Raw genomic sequence first — 15,183 nt, 5'->3', positions numbered from 1 at the left:
GTTACCGGAAGGAGTGCTTATTTTTACTCCTTTCTGTAACTGCCTTTTTTTTAACCCTATGCAAGTAACCACCAAGGCCATTGTACTTTCTTCCCTAAAATATGGCGATACCAGTCTTATTGTTAGGGCATTTACGGCTTCGGATGGACTCAAGACCTATTTGTTGAAAGGGGTTATGGGCTCCAAAAAAGGAAAACTGAAACCGGGCTATTTTCTCCCGTTGATGCAGTTGGAAATTGTGGCTAACCACAAAAACAAAGGTACTTTAGAAAGTATACGGGAGGTAAAGGTGTCCATGCCCTACAAGTCGCTCCATACCGATATTGTAAAAAACAGCATCGTTCTTTTTTTGGCCGAAATGTTGGGTAACAGTATTCATGAAGAGGAGCGGGATGAAGGCCTTTTCAATTATTTGGAATATGCATTGCTTTGGTTGGATGAGCATCCTGCAAACCCCAATTTTCACCTCCTTTTTTTGTTGGATCTCACCAAGTATTTGGGCTTCTATCCGGACACTTCTTTTAAAAACTCGCCTTTTTTTGATCTTCAAGAAGGAAGATTTTCTAAAACACAATCACTTAACCCATTGATTCAAAGTGAAATACTGGAAAATTTTAAACGTTTTTTGGGCACGAATTTTGAGGCATTACATGCAATACAACTAACTAAGTCTAACAGGCGGGAACTCTTAAAAATGGTTATTCTCTATTTCCGGTTGCACGTGCACGGATTTAGGGAACCAAAGTCCCTTGCCGTATTAAATGCCGTTTTTAACTAACATGTTTAAACCAGCCTTAACCCTAACTTTATTTTTAATACTGGTTTCCATTTCGCTTTATGCACAAGAAGTAACCGTTCTGGATGCCGATTCGGGAATACCCATTTCCAACTTGGCCATTTTTAATAGGGACAAATCCAAAACCACAATCACGGATTATAATGGAAAAACCGATTTGGGAATTTTCAATCCCAATGAGCGGATTACCTTTCAACATCTCAGTTATGAGATTTATGCCACCACAAAATCACAGATTGCCAAAAATGATCACCGAGTTTACCTTTATTTAAGGTCTGAAGAATTGGAAGAAGTGGTTCTGTCCGTTTCCAAATGGGAGCAACAAAAAAAGAATGTTCCCCAAAAAATAGAAACCATTGATGCGCGAAGTATTTCTTTTACCGCGCCACAAACCTCGGCAGACCTACTACAGAACAGCGGAAAGGTCTTTGTCCAAAAAAGTCAATTGGGAGGAGGGAGCCCCATGATCCGGGGTTTTGCCACCAATAGGTTATTGTTGTCCGTGGATGGCGTTCGGATGAACAATGCCATATTCCGCGGAGGAAACCTTCAAAATGTAATTTCAATTGATCCCTTTACGGTGAACAAGACCGAAGTTATCTTTGGACCCGGTTCTGTAATCTACGGCAGCGATGCCATCGGTGGGGTAATGAACTTCTACACGAAAAAACCCCATTTTTCATTTACGGATAGCTTGGCGTTTTCGGGCAAGGCAGATTATAGATTTGCTTCGGCCAACACCGAAAGCACCAGTCATGTGGAGTTTAATTTTGGTCGGCAAAAATGGGCATCCTACACCAGTTTTACCTACAATAATTTTGATGATTTGAAAATGGGTGAGCACGGTCCGGATTCCTATCTCAGAAACAATTATGTCATCCAACAAAATGGCATGGATGTGTTGGTTTCCAACGATGACCCGAAAAAACAGGTTTCAACCGGATACGATCAGGTAAATTTTCTTCAAAAATTTGCGTATCGACCCAATGATACATGGAACTATAACTTGGGGCTCTACTATTCTGAAACTTCGGATTACCCCAGATATGATAGATTGATTCGTCCAACTGGTAATGGGCAAGGACTTCGATCTGCTGAATGGTATTATGGCCCCCAAAAGTGGTTTATGGGGAATTTTCAGGTCACTAAAAAGGGGGAAAGCAAATTTTACGACCGCTTAAAACTTACTACGGCCTATCAATTTTTTGAGGAGAGTCGGTATGACCGTGGTTTTGGCGATGTGGAGCTGTTTTCCACAAAGGAAGAAGTGGATGCCCTTTCCATGAACTTGGATTTTGAGAACAAAAAATTGGGAGGACTGCATTTGTATTATGGTGCTGAGTATGTCTTCAACAAGGTAAATTCCAAAGGAAGCGTGCGAAACATTGAAACCGGTGCGGTGGAACGTACTGCATCCCGTTATCCTGATGGGGCCACTTGGCAGACTTTCGCTGGATATATCAATGGCGAATATCAAATAGAACCCAATTTCACCTTGCTTTCCGGAATTCGGTATAGCCAAGTTTGGGTGGATGCCGAATTTGAAAAGACCTTTTATCCCTTCCCTTTTGATGAGGCCGATATCGTAACCGGAGCCCTTACCGGAAGTTTGGGATTTAGTTGGTTTCCCAGGGAGGATTTGCAGATAACATTGAACGGATCCACTGGGTTTAGAGCACCCAATATTGATGACATTGGAAAAATATTCGACTCCGAACCGGGCTCTGTGGTGGTTCCCAATCCAGATTTGGAACCTGAGTATGCCTACAACGGGGAACTTGGAATCCGAAAAAATTTTGGTGACAGATTTGTTTTTAAAGGAGCCGCCTATTACACCTATTTGGTGGATGCTTTGGTACGAAGGGATTTCAACTTTAATGGGGAAACCGAGATTGAATACAACGGAGAGCTAAGCAATGTTCAGGCGATTCAAAATGCTGCCAAGGCCTATGTGTATGGTTTTGAATTTGGGATGGAAGCCTTTTTTGATGAGCATTGGTCATTTTCATCGAACCTTACCCTTACCGAAGGGATTGAAGAGGACGATGATGGCACCGATAGTCCGGCTCGCCATGCCGCGCCCACCTTTGGTGACGCCCATTTGGTTTGGCAGAATCAAAAATTGAAAGCAGATGTTTTTGTCAACTACAATGGAGAGGTCAGTAATGATGATTTGGCCCTTTCGGAGCAAGGCAAGGATTATATCTATGCCAGTGACGCCAATGGCAACCCTTATGCACCTTCTTGGTACACCTTAAATTTTAGGTCGCAATATCAAATCTCCAATGCCCTAAAGGCCACAGTTGGTTTGGAAAATATGACCAACCAACGCTATCGGATGTATTCTTCGGGCATTGTGGCTCCTGGAACCAATTTAATTTTAGGATTGGGCTACGTTTTTTAAAAACAAAAAGGGTCTCTATAAAGCAAGAAAAGTTTGAATTTGTCAGGTTGAGCGAAGTCGAAACCTGTTTATGGTATTTTTGGGTTCTCGACTGCGCTCGAACTGACAATTGGGAAGGTTTTGAGCGGCTTACTTTTGTGCTGTTTTTGTTACATTTTAAGGCTGTCAATGGCCTTTTTGGTGATTTCTTTTGCATCTTCACCCATTTCTTCGGCCTTATCCATGGCCTCTTCACCCGCCTTTTTAATGCTGTCTGCCGCCCGTTCACCCATTTCCATGGCTTCGTCACCTGCCTTTTTTACGGCATCAACGGCATCGCTTGTGGCATCTTTTAAATCCTCACCCGCTTCTTCAAGGGTTTCGCTGGCTTCTTCAGAAGCATCTTTGGCTTTGTCTGCAGCCTCTTTGCAGGAGGTTAAAACGGACATTGATAAAGTAAGGGCCATTACGGCTACTAAAACTTTTCTCATCTTATAAATGGTTTAGTGTTATTAAAATTCAAGGTAGTGAAATTAATGTAAATGCTAATGAGGAACATATCATATTTAGGTTAAGGCTATTAAGGAAATACTAATACCCAAAAGGGAGGGGTATTATTCCATCTAAATTTATAATTTTGCAAACTTGGAATTCGAGAAGAAGTAGCAATATATATGAAGTTTGCAGAATATAAGGGATTGGACTTGCCCAAGGTATCAGAAGAGGTTCTGAACTTTTGGAAAGACAAACAGATTTTTGAAAAGAGTGTTTCCACACGGGAGGGCAAGGAGAGCTACGTGTTCTATGAAGGCCCACCATCTGCAAACGGAATGCCGGGGATTCACCACGTAATGGCACGCACCATCAAGGATATCTTTCCGCGCTACAAGACCATGAAAGGATTTCAGGTAAAGAGAAAGGCCGGATGGGATACCCACGGTTTGCCCGTGGAAATTGGTGTGGAAAAAGAACTGGGCATCACCAAAGAGGATATCGGGAAAAAAATATCGGTTGAGGAATACAATGCGGCCTGCAAAAAAGCGGTAATGCGTTACACGGACGTTTGGAACGAAATGACCGAAAAAGTCGGGTACTGGGTAGATATGGATGATCCCTACATCACCTACAAGCCCAAGTATATGGAATCGGTTTGGTGGCTGCTGAAACAGATTTACAACAAAGGACTCATATACAAGGGGTACACCATTCAGCCTTATTCGCCAAAAGCGGGGACTGGATTGAGTTCCCACGAGCTGAACCAACCCGGAACCTATCAAGATGTTACGGATACCACGGTTACGGCCCAGTTCAAGGCCAAAACCGGTTCGCTTCCAGAATTTTTGAAGAAAGTTGATGGGGACATTTATTTTTTGGCTTGGACGACCACACCGTGGACGCTTCCATCGAACACGGCATTGACGGTAGGACCAAAGATTGAGTATGTGCTCGTAAAATCATACAACCAATACACGTTTGAACCGATCAATGTGGTAGTGGCCAAAAATTTGGTGAACTATAATTTCTCAGGAAAATTCACCAAGGTTGAAACGGTGGAAGAACTGAAATCATTCCAAGAAGGCGACAAAAAAATTCCATTTTTGGTAGGTGAAACTTTTTTGGGCAAGGACTTGGTTGGTATTCAGTATGAACAGTTGATTGATTATGTTCAGCCCTACCAAAATCCTGAAAATGCATTCCGCGTCATTGCTGGGGATTTTGTGACCACCGAAGACGGTACGGGAATTGTACATACTGCACCCACCTTTGGTGCGGACGATGCCTTGGTGGCAAAACAGGCCACCCCAGAAGTTCCGCCCATGTTGGTTTTGGACGAAAATGACAATCCTGTTCCATTGGTAGATCTTCAAGGGAAGTTTAGGCCAGAAATGAAGGAATTTGGCGGCAAGTATGTAAAGAACGAATATTATGATGAGGGTAAAGCCCCCGAAAAATCGGTCGATGTTGAACTAGCCATCAAGTTAAAAATTGAGAACAAGGCCTTTAAGGTCGAGAAATACGTGCACAGCTACCCGAACTGCTGGCGGACGGACAAACCCATCCTGTATTATCCTTTGAATTCTTGGTTCATTAAGGTCACCGATGTGAAAGATCGCATGTTCGAACTGAACCAAACCATCAACTGGAAACCAAAATCCACTGGTGAGGGTCGTTTTGGCAATTGGTTGGCCAATGCAAATGACTGGAACCTCTCCCGGTCAAGATACTGGGGAATTCCATTGCCTATTTGGCGTACCGAAGATGGCAAGGAAGAATTGATCATCGGTTCCGTGGAAGAATTGAAGTCTGAAATGGCAAAAGCTGTTGAGGCAGGTGTATTGGAGAAGGATGTTTTTGAAGATTTTGTGGTGGGCGATATGAGCGAGGAGAACTACGATAAAATTGATCTTCACAAAAATATAGTGGACGGCATCACTTTGGTATCGCCATCTGGTCAACCCATGAAGCGCGAGGCCGACCTTATCGATGTTTGGTTTGATAGTGGTTCCATGCCCTATGCCCAATGGCACTACCCTTTTGAAAACAAAGAGCTGATTGATGACGGAGTGGCATTTCCAGCCAACTTTATCGCCGAAGGGGTGGATCAGACCCGTGGATGGTTTTATACGCTGCACGCTATAGCCACCATGGTTTTTGATAGTATCGCCTACAAAAATGTGGTTTCCAACGGACTTGTTCTGGACAAGGAGGGCAAAAAAATGTCCAAACGTTTGGGCAATGCCGTTGATCCGTTCGAGGTTTTGCCAGAGCACGGACCCGATGCCACGCGCTGGTATATGATTTCTAATGCCAATCCTTGGGACAACCTTAAGTTTGATATTGAAGGCGTTGTTGAGGTGAAGCGAAAATTCTTCGGGACGCTCTACAACACCTACTCCTTTATGGCGCTTTATGCCAATATTGATGAGTTTGATTATTCCGAAACTGATATCGCGCTGAAGGATAGGCCCGAGATAGATCAGTGGATATTGTCCGAACTTCACACTTTGGTCAAAAACGTGGATGAAGCCTACGGCGATTACGAAGCTACCCGTGCGGCACGGATGATTTCCGATTACGTTCAGGAAAACTTGAGCAACTGGTACGTTCGCTTGAGCAGGAGACGTTTCTGGAAGGGGGATTACCAACAGGATAAGATTTCCGCATATCAAACGCTGTACACCTGCTTGTCTACTGTGGCCAAATTATCCGCACCAATAGCGCCCTTCTTCATGGATCAATTGTACCGGGATTTGGACGCAACGACCCAAAAAGAAGGTTTTGAAAGTGTACATTTGGCCGAGTTCCCTGTTTTTGATGCCAATATGGTAAACAAGGATTTGGAGCGCAAGATGCAATTGGCCCAGAAAATTTCTTCTTTAGTGCTTTCCATCCGTCAGAAGGAAAAAATAAAAGTGCGCCAACCGCTTCAAAAAATTATGATCCCAATTTTGGATGATGAACAGCGAAGGGATATTGAAGCTGTTTCCAATTTGGTGAAATCCGAGGTTAATGTAAAGGAAATTGAACTTTTGGACGATGCATCTGGAATCCTGGTAAAACAAATAAAACCTAACTTTAAGGTTTTGGGGCCAAGATTTGGTAAGGACATGAAGGCGATTGCAGCGGAGGTATCAAAATTGGGCCAAGAGGACATTCAAAAAATGGAAAGAGAAGGGGAATTAATGCTACAATTGGAAAATAAAACCGTTAATTTACAGTTAACCGATGTAGACATCAGTTCCCAAGACATTGAGGGTTGGTTGGTGGCCAGTTCAGGCGCTTTGACCGTTGCCTTGGATGTGACCATAGACGAGACCTTGAAGAAAGAAGGTATAGCAAGAGAACTGGTAAACCGAATCCAGAACCTGAGAAAGGAATCAGGATTTGAGGTAACGGATAAGATTGACATTAAAATATTGAAGGACGGCCTAGTGGAGAATGCGGTGTCCAGTAACGAGGATTACATTAAAACGGAAACCTTGACCGCCGAGCTGAACTTTGAAGAAAAACTAGAAGAAGGTATAGCAATTGCCTTTGATGACGTGAATACAAAATTGTTTATTCAAAAACATTAAGAAAATGGCAGAAGAACTAAAAGTTAGATATTCGGATAAAGACCTTGATGAGTTCAGGGCCTTGATCGAAGAGAAAATAGAAAAGGCAAAGAGCCATTTGGAACTTTTAAAGAGTGCCTATATGAACGATGGAAATAATGGTACAGATGATACTTCGCCCACGTTCAAGGCCTTTGAGGAAGGGTCCGAGACCATGAGCAAGGAAGCCAATACCCAATTGGCCATCCGACAGGAGAAATTTATCCGGGATCTTAAGAATGCACTTTTGCGCATTGAGAACAAGACATACGGTATTTGCCGTGTTACCGGAAAGCTCATTAACAAGGAACGATTGAAGCTTGTGCCGCATGCCACACTGAGCATTGAGGCGAAGAACATGCAGAAATGATAAAAACGCCTTTGGGCGTTTTTTGTTTATGAAAACCTTTTTCTTCGCTGTCTTTGGGCTTTTATTTCTTGTACAGGTACAGGGGCAAAAACTGGTAAAGAAAGCTTTTATCGGGCCCCGAACACAATCCATTCAGATTGACTCGCGGTACTGTTATCAGATTGATGTGCAAACCGCCAAGACCAAAGAGGTTCTGGTTGAGGCCAGTATTGAGGGAGAATATTCCGAGGATTTGCTGGTTTCCTTGGAAGAAAAAGGAACAACGGTACGCATCAGTGCGGGTTTCCAACCCAACTTCATCAACCCCAATGACAAGCTAAGTGCCCATAAAGTAGTTTCCATAGCACTACATATTACGGTGCCACAATACAAGAACGTGTCCATTTTTGGCACCAATAGCAATGTACAGGTAAAGGGCAGCTATCAGAATTTGAATGTAAAGCTCTCCGATGGACGGTGTGAGTTGGACAATGTATCAGAAACAGTTGAAGTCACTACCCAAAAGGGCGATATATGGTTGAATGCCAAAAACGGGAGTATTCTCGCCGAAAGCGCCTATGGACAAGTGGAAAACAACCAAATCCCAACCGGGCACAACCAATATATCTTAAAGACGGTAGAAGGCAACATCCATCTTAGGAAAACAAAATAATATACCTATTTTTGCAACCACTTTTTAACGGCATGAATCTAAAGAAATCCCTCATAATCATTGTATTGATACTCCTAGTGGACCAAATAAGCAAGGTCTACATCAAGACCCATTTTATTTTGGGGGAATCCCACGATGTTTTGGGGTGGTTCAAAATACTTTTTATTGAAAATGAGGGTGCTGCTTGGGGAACCAAACTAAGCGATTTACTGCCCATTTCAGAATCGATTGGAAAGCTTGTACTGACCATATTCCGGATTTTTGCCGTTTTTGGCATAGGTTATTGGTTGTGGGACATCGTTAAAAAGCAATCCCCCAGGACCCTTATCTTGGCGGTATCGCTCATTTTTGCAGGGGCTTTGGGAAATATTATTGATTCCGTTTTTTATGGGATTATTTTTGACCACAGCAACGGACAAGTGGCTACGCTCTTTTCCAATGAACCTTATGGAAGTCTGTTTCATGGAAAGGTAGTGGACATGCTCTATTTTCCGTTGATTGATACTACATGGCCCGATTGGGTTCCTTCAGTTGGCGGACAACGGTTCCGATTTTTTGAGCCCGTTTTTAACATTGCAGATACGGCCATCAGTACCGGAGTGGGCATATTGATTGTCTTCAACAAGAAGGCTTTTCCAAAAAAAGCGGAACAACCAAAGGAAGTGGTAGATCAAAATTTATAGGTCTTTTCTGGAGTAATGCAGTAATCCAGCCTTACGTCATTTTCATGGACATCGGTAATGTCATTTTCTTCGGGTTCAAATAAAGAAAGTCCAATTTTAAGGGTCTCTTTTCTGCATTTCCGTAAAAAAGTATCGTAAAAGCCTTTTCCATAACCCACGCGGTTTCCGTGAAGATCAAATGCCAAGAGCGGAATAAAGACAACATCAATTTTGTTTTCTGGGACCAGAATTCCGTCTACAGGCTCTGGAATGCCCCAATTGTTTTTTTTGATTACCGTACTATCGGTCAACAAATAATTTTCCAAAGCGTTTGCACCAAGCGTTTTTGGAATGACCACATGTTTGTCTTTTCCCTGGAGTAGGGTAATGAGGGGGAGTGTGTCCACTTCTTTGTTTTCCTCGATGCTCAAGAAGATATGGAAATAAAAAAAATCCCAAACAGGGATTTGAAGTACATGATTTGCTAAATCCATACTCAAATCTGAAATTTCGGAATGAGTAAGTCCCGCTCTCAGATTTTTGTATTTTTTTCTTAGTTCATGTTTCAACATCTAGGTGAAATGTTGAAGATTTTGGGGTAGTGTTTTGGGGAAATACAGTACTATTCTCCTCGGGTAGATACCGAAAAAAAGATTTTGAAGAAAAGCATCAAAATCAAATACATTCCCAAAACGATAACATAGTTTTCCATTGCATTGTATTTATAGCGTTAAAAATAGGTAAAACAATTTTAAAATTCACCACGAAATGCACTTTTTATCGATGAAATGCACAGTTTTTATTAATAGTTTAACAATTTAGACATGCCCAAAGTGCCAAATTGTGGATTTTACATAGGTTTTTTAAGGAAAAAACACAGTTTTCGTAAAACTCCTATAGAGAATTTTTTGAAAGTGAACCATTTTCATGAAAGCAAACCGCACTGTGGTTAAACCAAACCAAGAAAGCATCAAGTTTAACAGAAAACACTCCAATTAAAATATAACTTTGTTAAAAGTCCATTTAAGGAAAACTTCCTGAAGCATCTATGTCCAACCCATCCATCAATGTCCAAATCAGTGTACTGCCCAATGATCCGGGTGTGTACCAATTTTATGATGCCGATGGTAAAATTCTATATGTGGGCAAGGCCAAGAACCTTAAAAAGCGAGTGTCTTCGTATTTCAACAAAAAGCAGGAGTATGGAAAAACCCGGGTCTTGGTCAAAAAAATACACAGTATTAAGCACATTGTGGTTCCCACGGAGTCCGATGCCCTGCTGTTGGAGAACAACCTGATCAAAAAGCTGAAGCCCAGGTATAATGTAATGCTCAGGGACGATAAATCCTACCCTTGGATCTGCATTAAAAATGAGCGCTTTCCCCGAGTCTTTCCAACCCGGAAACTCATCAAGGATGGATCGGAATATTATGGCCCCTACACCAGCATGAAAACGGTAAGGACCCTATTGGATTTGGTAAAAAGCCTCTATCCATTGAGAACATGCAACTATGACCTGTCCGAAGAAAAAATTACAGCAGGAAAGTACAAGGTATGTCTAGAATACCACTTGGGCAACTGTTTGGGGCCCTGTGAAGGACTGCAAAGCGAGGGTGAATATCACGGACATATTGAAGACATTAGACAGATCATAAAAGGAAATTTAAAAAACTCCATACAGACCTTTAAACAACAAATGAAGGCTTTTGCGGAGCAAATGGAGTTTGAAAAGGCACAGCGTATCAAGGAAAAAATAGATGTGCTGGAAAACTATCAGGCCAAATCTACGGTGGTCAACCCCAAGATCAACAATGTGGATGTGTTCAGTATTGTATCCGACGAGACCCATGGTTACGTTAACTTTTTACAACTTTCACATGGTTCCATTGTTCGGTCACATACCCTGGAAATCAAGAAAAAACTGGATGAGACCGATGAGGAATTGTTGCAATTGGCCATTACGGAGATCCGGCAGCGGTTCAACTCGCAATCCAAAGAGATTTATCTGCCTTTTCCGGTTGCTGTGGAAGACAGTATAAAAGTAAGCTTCCCAAAATTGGGAGATAAGCGCAGGATTTTGGAACTTTCTGAACGCAATGCCCGTTTTTATCGCCAGGACCGACTTAAACAAATCAAAATAACGGATCCGGACAGGCATACCAAAAGAATTATGGCCCAGATGAAAGCGGACCTTAGGCTTTCCAAGGAGCCCACCCATATTGAATGTTTTGACAATTCCAACATTCAAGGAAGCAACCCTGTGGCCGCTTGTGTTGTCTTTAAGAATGGAAAGCCCTCCAAAAAGGACTATCGGCATTTCAATATAAAAACAGTGGAGGGCCCAGATGATTTTGCAAGTATGGAAGAAGTGGTCTTTAGGCGGTACAAAAGATTGCTCAATGAAGAGGAACCTCTGCCCCAGCTTATTGTTATTGATGGGGGAAAAGGGCAACTGTCATCTGCGCTAAAAAGTTTGGAAGCACTTGGGCTTCGGGGCAAGATAGCCATCATTGGCATTGCCAAACGGTTGGAAGAGATTTATTTTCCAGATGACCCGGTCCCGTTGTATTTGGACAAAAGGTCGGAAACCTTAAAAATAATACAGCAACTCAGAAATGAGGCGCACCGTTTTGGGATTACCCATCACAGGAACAAAAGAAGCAAAGGGGCCATTGGTTCGGAACTGGAGAGCATTGAGGGCATTGGCAAAAAGACGGCCGAACAATTGTTGAAGAACTTTAAATCGGTAAAAAGAATAAAAGAGGCCACCATTGAGAGTCTAGCCGAATCGGTAGGAATGGCAAAGGCAAAAAAAATCTATAAATCCTTTCACTGAAACTATGGGCATTAAACGTATTTTTTATGTTGTAACCTTTATTTTCTTTGGGGTTTTGGGCATGGCCCAGACGCCGAATGGCGAGGCACCCCCAAAGATAGGTCTGGTTCTCAGTGGTGGTGGTGCCAAGGGGCTTGCCCATATTGGAGCACTAAAAGTAATTGAAGAAGCAGGGGTAAAGGTAGACTATATTGGGGGTACCAGTATGGGCGCCATAGTGGGGGCCTTGTATGCTTCGGGCTATTCTGCGCATGAGCTTGATTCTATTTTTAAGGTCACCGATTTCACCGAGCTCATTCAAGATAATGTACCTAGGGGTGCCAAAACATTTTATGAAAAAGAAGATTCTGAACGATATGCCCTAACACTACCCTTTACAGATTTCAGTGTTTCCTTTCCGCAAGCGATTTCAGGGGGGCAAAACATCTATAACGAGCTGGTTCGATTGCTGTTCCATGTCAAGGACGTGCACGATTTTAAAAAATTGCCCATTCCTTTTTTGTGCGTGGCCACTAATGTGGAAACAGGAGAAGAGGTGTTGCTGGATCAGGGGTACTTGCCCGAAGCCATCATGGCAAGCGGAACATTTCCATCGCTTTTTGAACCCTCCGAAATTGACGGGGATATCTTGGTTGACGGAGGGGTGGTCAACAACTATCCCATAGATAAAATTAAGGATATGGGCGCCGATGTCATCATAGGGGTGGATGTACAGCATAATTTGTCCACACGGGAATCCCTTATGTCAGCTACGGAAATTTTACTGCAGATCAATAACTACAGGACCGTTAATGATATGAAAAGGAAATCCGAAGAAACAGATGTCTACATAAGGCCCGACATTGATGAATTTTCGGTAATTGATTTTGGAAGAAGCAAAGAAATTGTAAAAAGCGGGGAAGAGGCAGCGCGAGCCAAATTTCAAGAGCTACAAGTGTTGGCCCAAAGCCAAAATCATGAAGGGATGGACAAGAAGAATATTCAGGTAATGGACAGTCTTACCATTAATAGAATGATCATTAGGGGGAACGATCAATATACCCGCGGGTTTATCAAGGGAAAACTTAGGTTTAATCTGGCTGAAAAAATTTCATTCGAAGATCTAAAACAAGGAATCAATAACCTATCCGCAACAGGGAACTTTAAGGCTATCCGCTATGAGCTGGTTTCCAATGGACTTGGTACTGACCTGATTCTAAAGCTAAAGGAAAACCCAACCAAAATGTTCCTTAAACTGTCCGCCCATTACGATGACCTCTACAAAAGTGCAGCCCTGATAAATCTCACCAAGAAAAATTTTCTGATGAAGGATGATGTAGCTTCCTTTGATTTTATTCTGGGAGACCACCTGAGGTACAATATGCAGTATTATTTGGATAAGGGCTATTATTGGAGTCTTGGCATTAATTCCAAATTCACGGATTTTGACGAAGAAATTGATTTTGGTTTGATTCAGTCCAATTTTGATGTGGCCAATGACCCCAACATTCGGCAAATAAACTTGGATGTTACCGATTTGACCAATCAAATTTACCTACAGACCGTTTTGCAAGAGGAATTTGCCTTTACCATAGGGGCAGAGCATAAACTTTTGCGTTACAGTACACGAACCCTGAACCAGTTGGAGGGTGAGGTTACGGAGGAATCCCTCATAGATCCTCCCGAAAGAACATTTTTTGAAAACTCCAATTACTTCAGTGCCTTTGGAAAAATTACTTTGGATACATACGACGATAAATATTTCCCCACCAAAGGGTTGTTTTTTGAAAGTGATTTTCATTTGTATCTCTTCTCATCGGATTTCAATGAGAATTTTAAGGAATTTTCCATAGCAAAAGCAAGATTGGGAACCGTAATCCCTTTGTTTCACAACCTAAGTTTTAATTTAGAGGCGAATGGAGGGGTTAAATTGGGAACCTCTGGCGTAACCTCTTTTGATTTTGTGCTCGGTGGTTTTGGGAACGATTTTGTGAACAATTTTGTTCCATTTTTTGGCTACGATTTTCTGAGTCTTCCCGGAAACAGTTTTGTAAAGACATACGGAAGGTTGGATTACAGATTTGCCCCAAAGAACCACGTGCTCCTATCGGCAAATTTTGCCAATGTGGATGACGATCTTTTTAGGACAGGAGAATGGTTCACCGAACCCACTTTTTCCGGTTATGGAATAGGGTACGGTTTTGAATCGTTCATTGGCCCCATCCAAGTATATTATTCTTGGACTCCAGAGATTAAAAATGACAGTATTTTCTTTAGTATTGGTTACTGGTTCTAATTAAGGAAATGTTCACCTAACCCCTAGTTTTTCTTAAGAAATTGCCAAAAATTAGTAGTAAAACCATCAATATTGGACAACTATAGTTAAAGTCCGTTAAAAACTTATTTTCCTACAAAGGCTTAATGTATCTTTACACCACATAAGGGGTGGTTCCCTTATAACTTTAAGTATTGGTTTTTCATAATTTAAAGTTTGGTTGGTTATTTAGGAAAAGCCCAGTTTTAAGACTGGGCTTTTTTTTATATACTATTTTGGAATAACTTTTGTTTAAGTAAGTGTAAAGCGCATAGCCCCAAAAGCGATTTTATTAATTTTACTCAATAAAAAGGGTCATGAAAAAGACACTGATCGTACTTATCCTACTTATTGCTACATCTGTATTTGGGCAAAAGTCCCAACCAGCGTACAAATCGGGGGAATGGCTAAAATTCCGAATCCATTACGGGTTCCTTAATGCCAGTTATGCCACATTGCACTTAACCTCGGACACCTTGGATAGCATTCCCGTATATCATGTGGTGGGAGAAGGAAAAACCACGGGTTTTGCCAGTATCTTTTTTAAGGTTGATGACACCTATGAAAGCTATTTTGGCCGGAACAATGGAAAACCGTATCGGTTTATAAGAAGAATAGACGAAGGCGGTTATACCAAAGACATTGAGATCGATTTCAATTACAAAGAAGAAATGGCAGTTCTCAGGGATAATAAGAATGGCACCCAAAAAAGAATCCCGGTACACAATAAAATCCAGGACCTCATCTCGGCTTCCTATTTTATGAGGAACAACTACAACTTGGAAAAGTTTGAGGAAGGTCAATCCATTAATCTCGACATGTTGTTCGACGATGACGGGGTTTTTCAATTTAAATTGAAATATTTGGGAAAAGAAGTGCTCCGAACCAAGTTTGGAAAGGTGGAATGTCTTAAATTTAGACCTTTGGTTCAATCGGGCCGTGTTTTTAAGGAAAAAGAGAGCCTTACCCTTTGGGTTTCAAATGATTTGAATAAAATCCCTGTCAGAATCAAGGCAGATTTGGCCGTAGGATCCTTAAAAGCAGATTTGGAAGCCTACAACGGACTAAGAAACCAGTTTAAAATAATAATGGATTAG

Annotated in this window: 11 protein-coding genes; 9 read left to right on the top strand and 2 right to left on the bottom strand. The window is 41.8% G+C overall.

The features are described from left to right. The first annotated feature begins 58 nt into the window (after positions 1 to 58). Positions 59 to 778: a DNA repair protein RecO gene (recO, locus tag FG28_RS05270; protein ID WP_036380535.1), complete on the top strand. Its 720-nt coding sequence runs from the start codon at positions 59 to 61 to the stop codon at positions 776 to 778. A gap of 1 nt (position 779) precedes the next feature. After that, positions 780 to 3,200: a TonB-dependent receptor gene (locus FG28_RS05265; RefSeq protein WP_036380533.1), complete on the top strand. Its 2,421-nt coding sequence runs from the start codon at positions 780 to 782 to the stop codon at positions 3,198 to 3,200. A gap of 149 nt (positions 3,201 to 3,349) precedes the next feature. Here FG28_RS05265 and FG28_RS05260 read toward each other — a convergent pair whose 3' ends face one another. Then, positions 3,350 to 3,670, bottom strand: a complete 321-nt coding sequence (locus tag FG28_RS05260; RefSeq protein ID WP_036380531.1) for a hypothetical protein — start codon at positions 3,668 to 3,670, stop codon at positions 3,350 to 3,352. Between the two features lie 183 nt (positions 3,671 to 3,853). On the opposite strand from FG28_RS05260, the gene ileS reads away from it, so the two are divergent. The 4 genes from ileS to FG28_RS05240 are packed head-to-tail and all read left to right on the top strand — an operon-like array spanning position 3,854 to position 8,978. Then, on the top strand, positions 3,854 to 7,255 hold the full coding sequence (gene ileS / locus FG28_RS05255; protein ID WP_036380529.1) for an isoleucine--tRNA ligase: 3,402 nt from the start codon (positions 3,854 to 3,856) through the stop codon (positions 7,253 to 7,255). Between the two features lie 4 nt (positions 7,256 to 7,259). Next, positions 7,260 to 7,643, top strand: coding sequence for a TraR/DksA C4-type zinc finger protein (locus tag FG28_RS05250; protein WP_036380527.1), 384 nt, complete (start codon positions 7,260 to 7,262; stop codon positions 7,641 to 7,643). A gap of 28 nt (positions 7,644 to 7,671) precedes the next feature. Next, positions 7,672 to 8,295 carry a hypothetical protein gene (locus tag FG28_RS05245; protein WP_036380525.1) on the top strand — a complete coding sequence of 208 codons (624 nt, stop codon included), beginning with the start codon at positions 7,672 to 7,674 and terminating at the stop codon, positions 8,293 to 8,295. 32 nt (positions 8,296 to 8,327) lie between these two features. Continuing rightward, positions 8,328 to 8,978: a lipoprotein signal peptidase gene (locus FG28_RS05240; RefSeq protein WP_036380523.1), complete on the top strand. Its 651-nt coding sequence runs from the start codon at positions 8,328 to 8,330 to the stop codon at positions 8,976 to 8,978. On the opposite strand, the gene FG28_RS05235 is transcribed toward FG28_RS05240, so the two are convergent. Continuing rightward, a complete protein-coding gene (locus tag FG28_RS05235; RefSeq protein WP_036380521.1) occupies positions 8,966 to 9,529 on the bottom strand; it encodes a 5-formyltetrahydrofolate cyclo-ligase in 564 nt (187 codons plus the stop codon). The genes FG28_RS05240 and FG28_RS05235 overlap by 13 nt on opposite strands. A gap of 476 nt (positions 9,530 to 10,005) precedes the next feature. On the opposite strand from FG28_RS05235, the gene uvrC reads away from it, so the two are divergent. The 3 genes from uvrC (at position 10,006) to FG28_RS05220 (ending at position 15,183) form a co-directional block, all read left to right on the top strand. Further along, positions 10,006 to 11,793: an excinuclease ABC subunit UvrC gene (uvrC, locus tag FG28_RS05230; RefSeq protein ID WP_036380519.1), complete on the top strand. Its 1,788-nt coding sequence runs from the start codon at positions 10,006 to 10,008 to the stop codon at positions 11,791 to 11,793. Between the two features lie 4 nt (positions 11,794 to 11,797). Next, a complete protein-coding gene (locus FG28_RS05225) occupies positions 11,798 to 14,068 on the top strand; it encodes a patatin-like phospholipase family protein (RefSeq protein ID WP_156102208.1) in 2,271 nt (756 codons plus the stop codon). 335 nt (positions 14,069 to 14,403) lie between these two features. Next, the gene (locus tag FG28_RS05220) at positions 14,404 to 15,183 is read left to right on the top strand and encodes a DUF3108 domain-containing protein (RefSeq protein WP_036380518.1); all 780 of its coding nucleotides are present in this window, start codon (positions 14,404 to 14,406) and stop codon (positions 15,181 to 15,183) included.

It is taken from the genome of Muricauda sp. MAR_2010_75 (assembly GCF_000745185.1).
GTDB lineage: Bacteria > Bacteroidota > Bacteroidia > Flavobacteriales > Flavobacteriaceae > Flagellimonas.
Note: the sequence above shows the minus strand (reverse complement) of the source record. Positions and strands in the feature narration are given on the sequence as shown.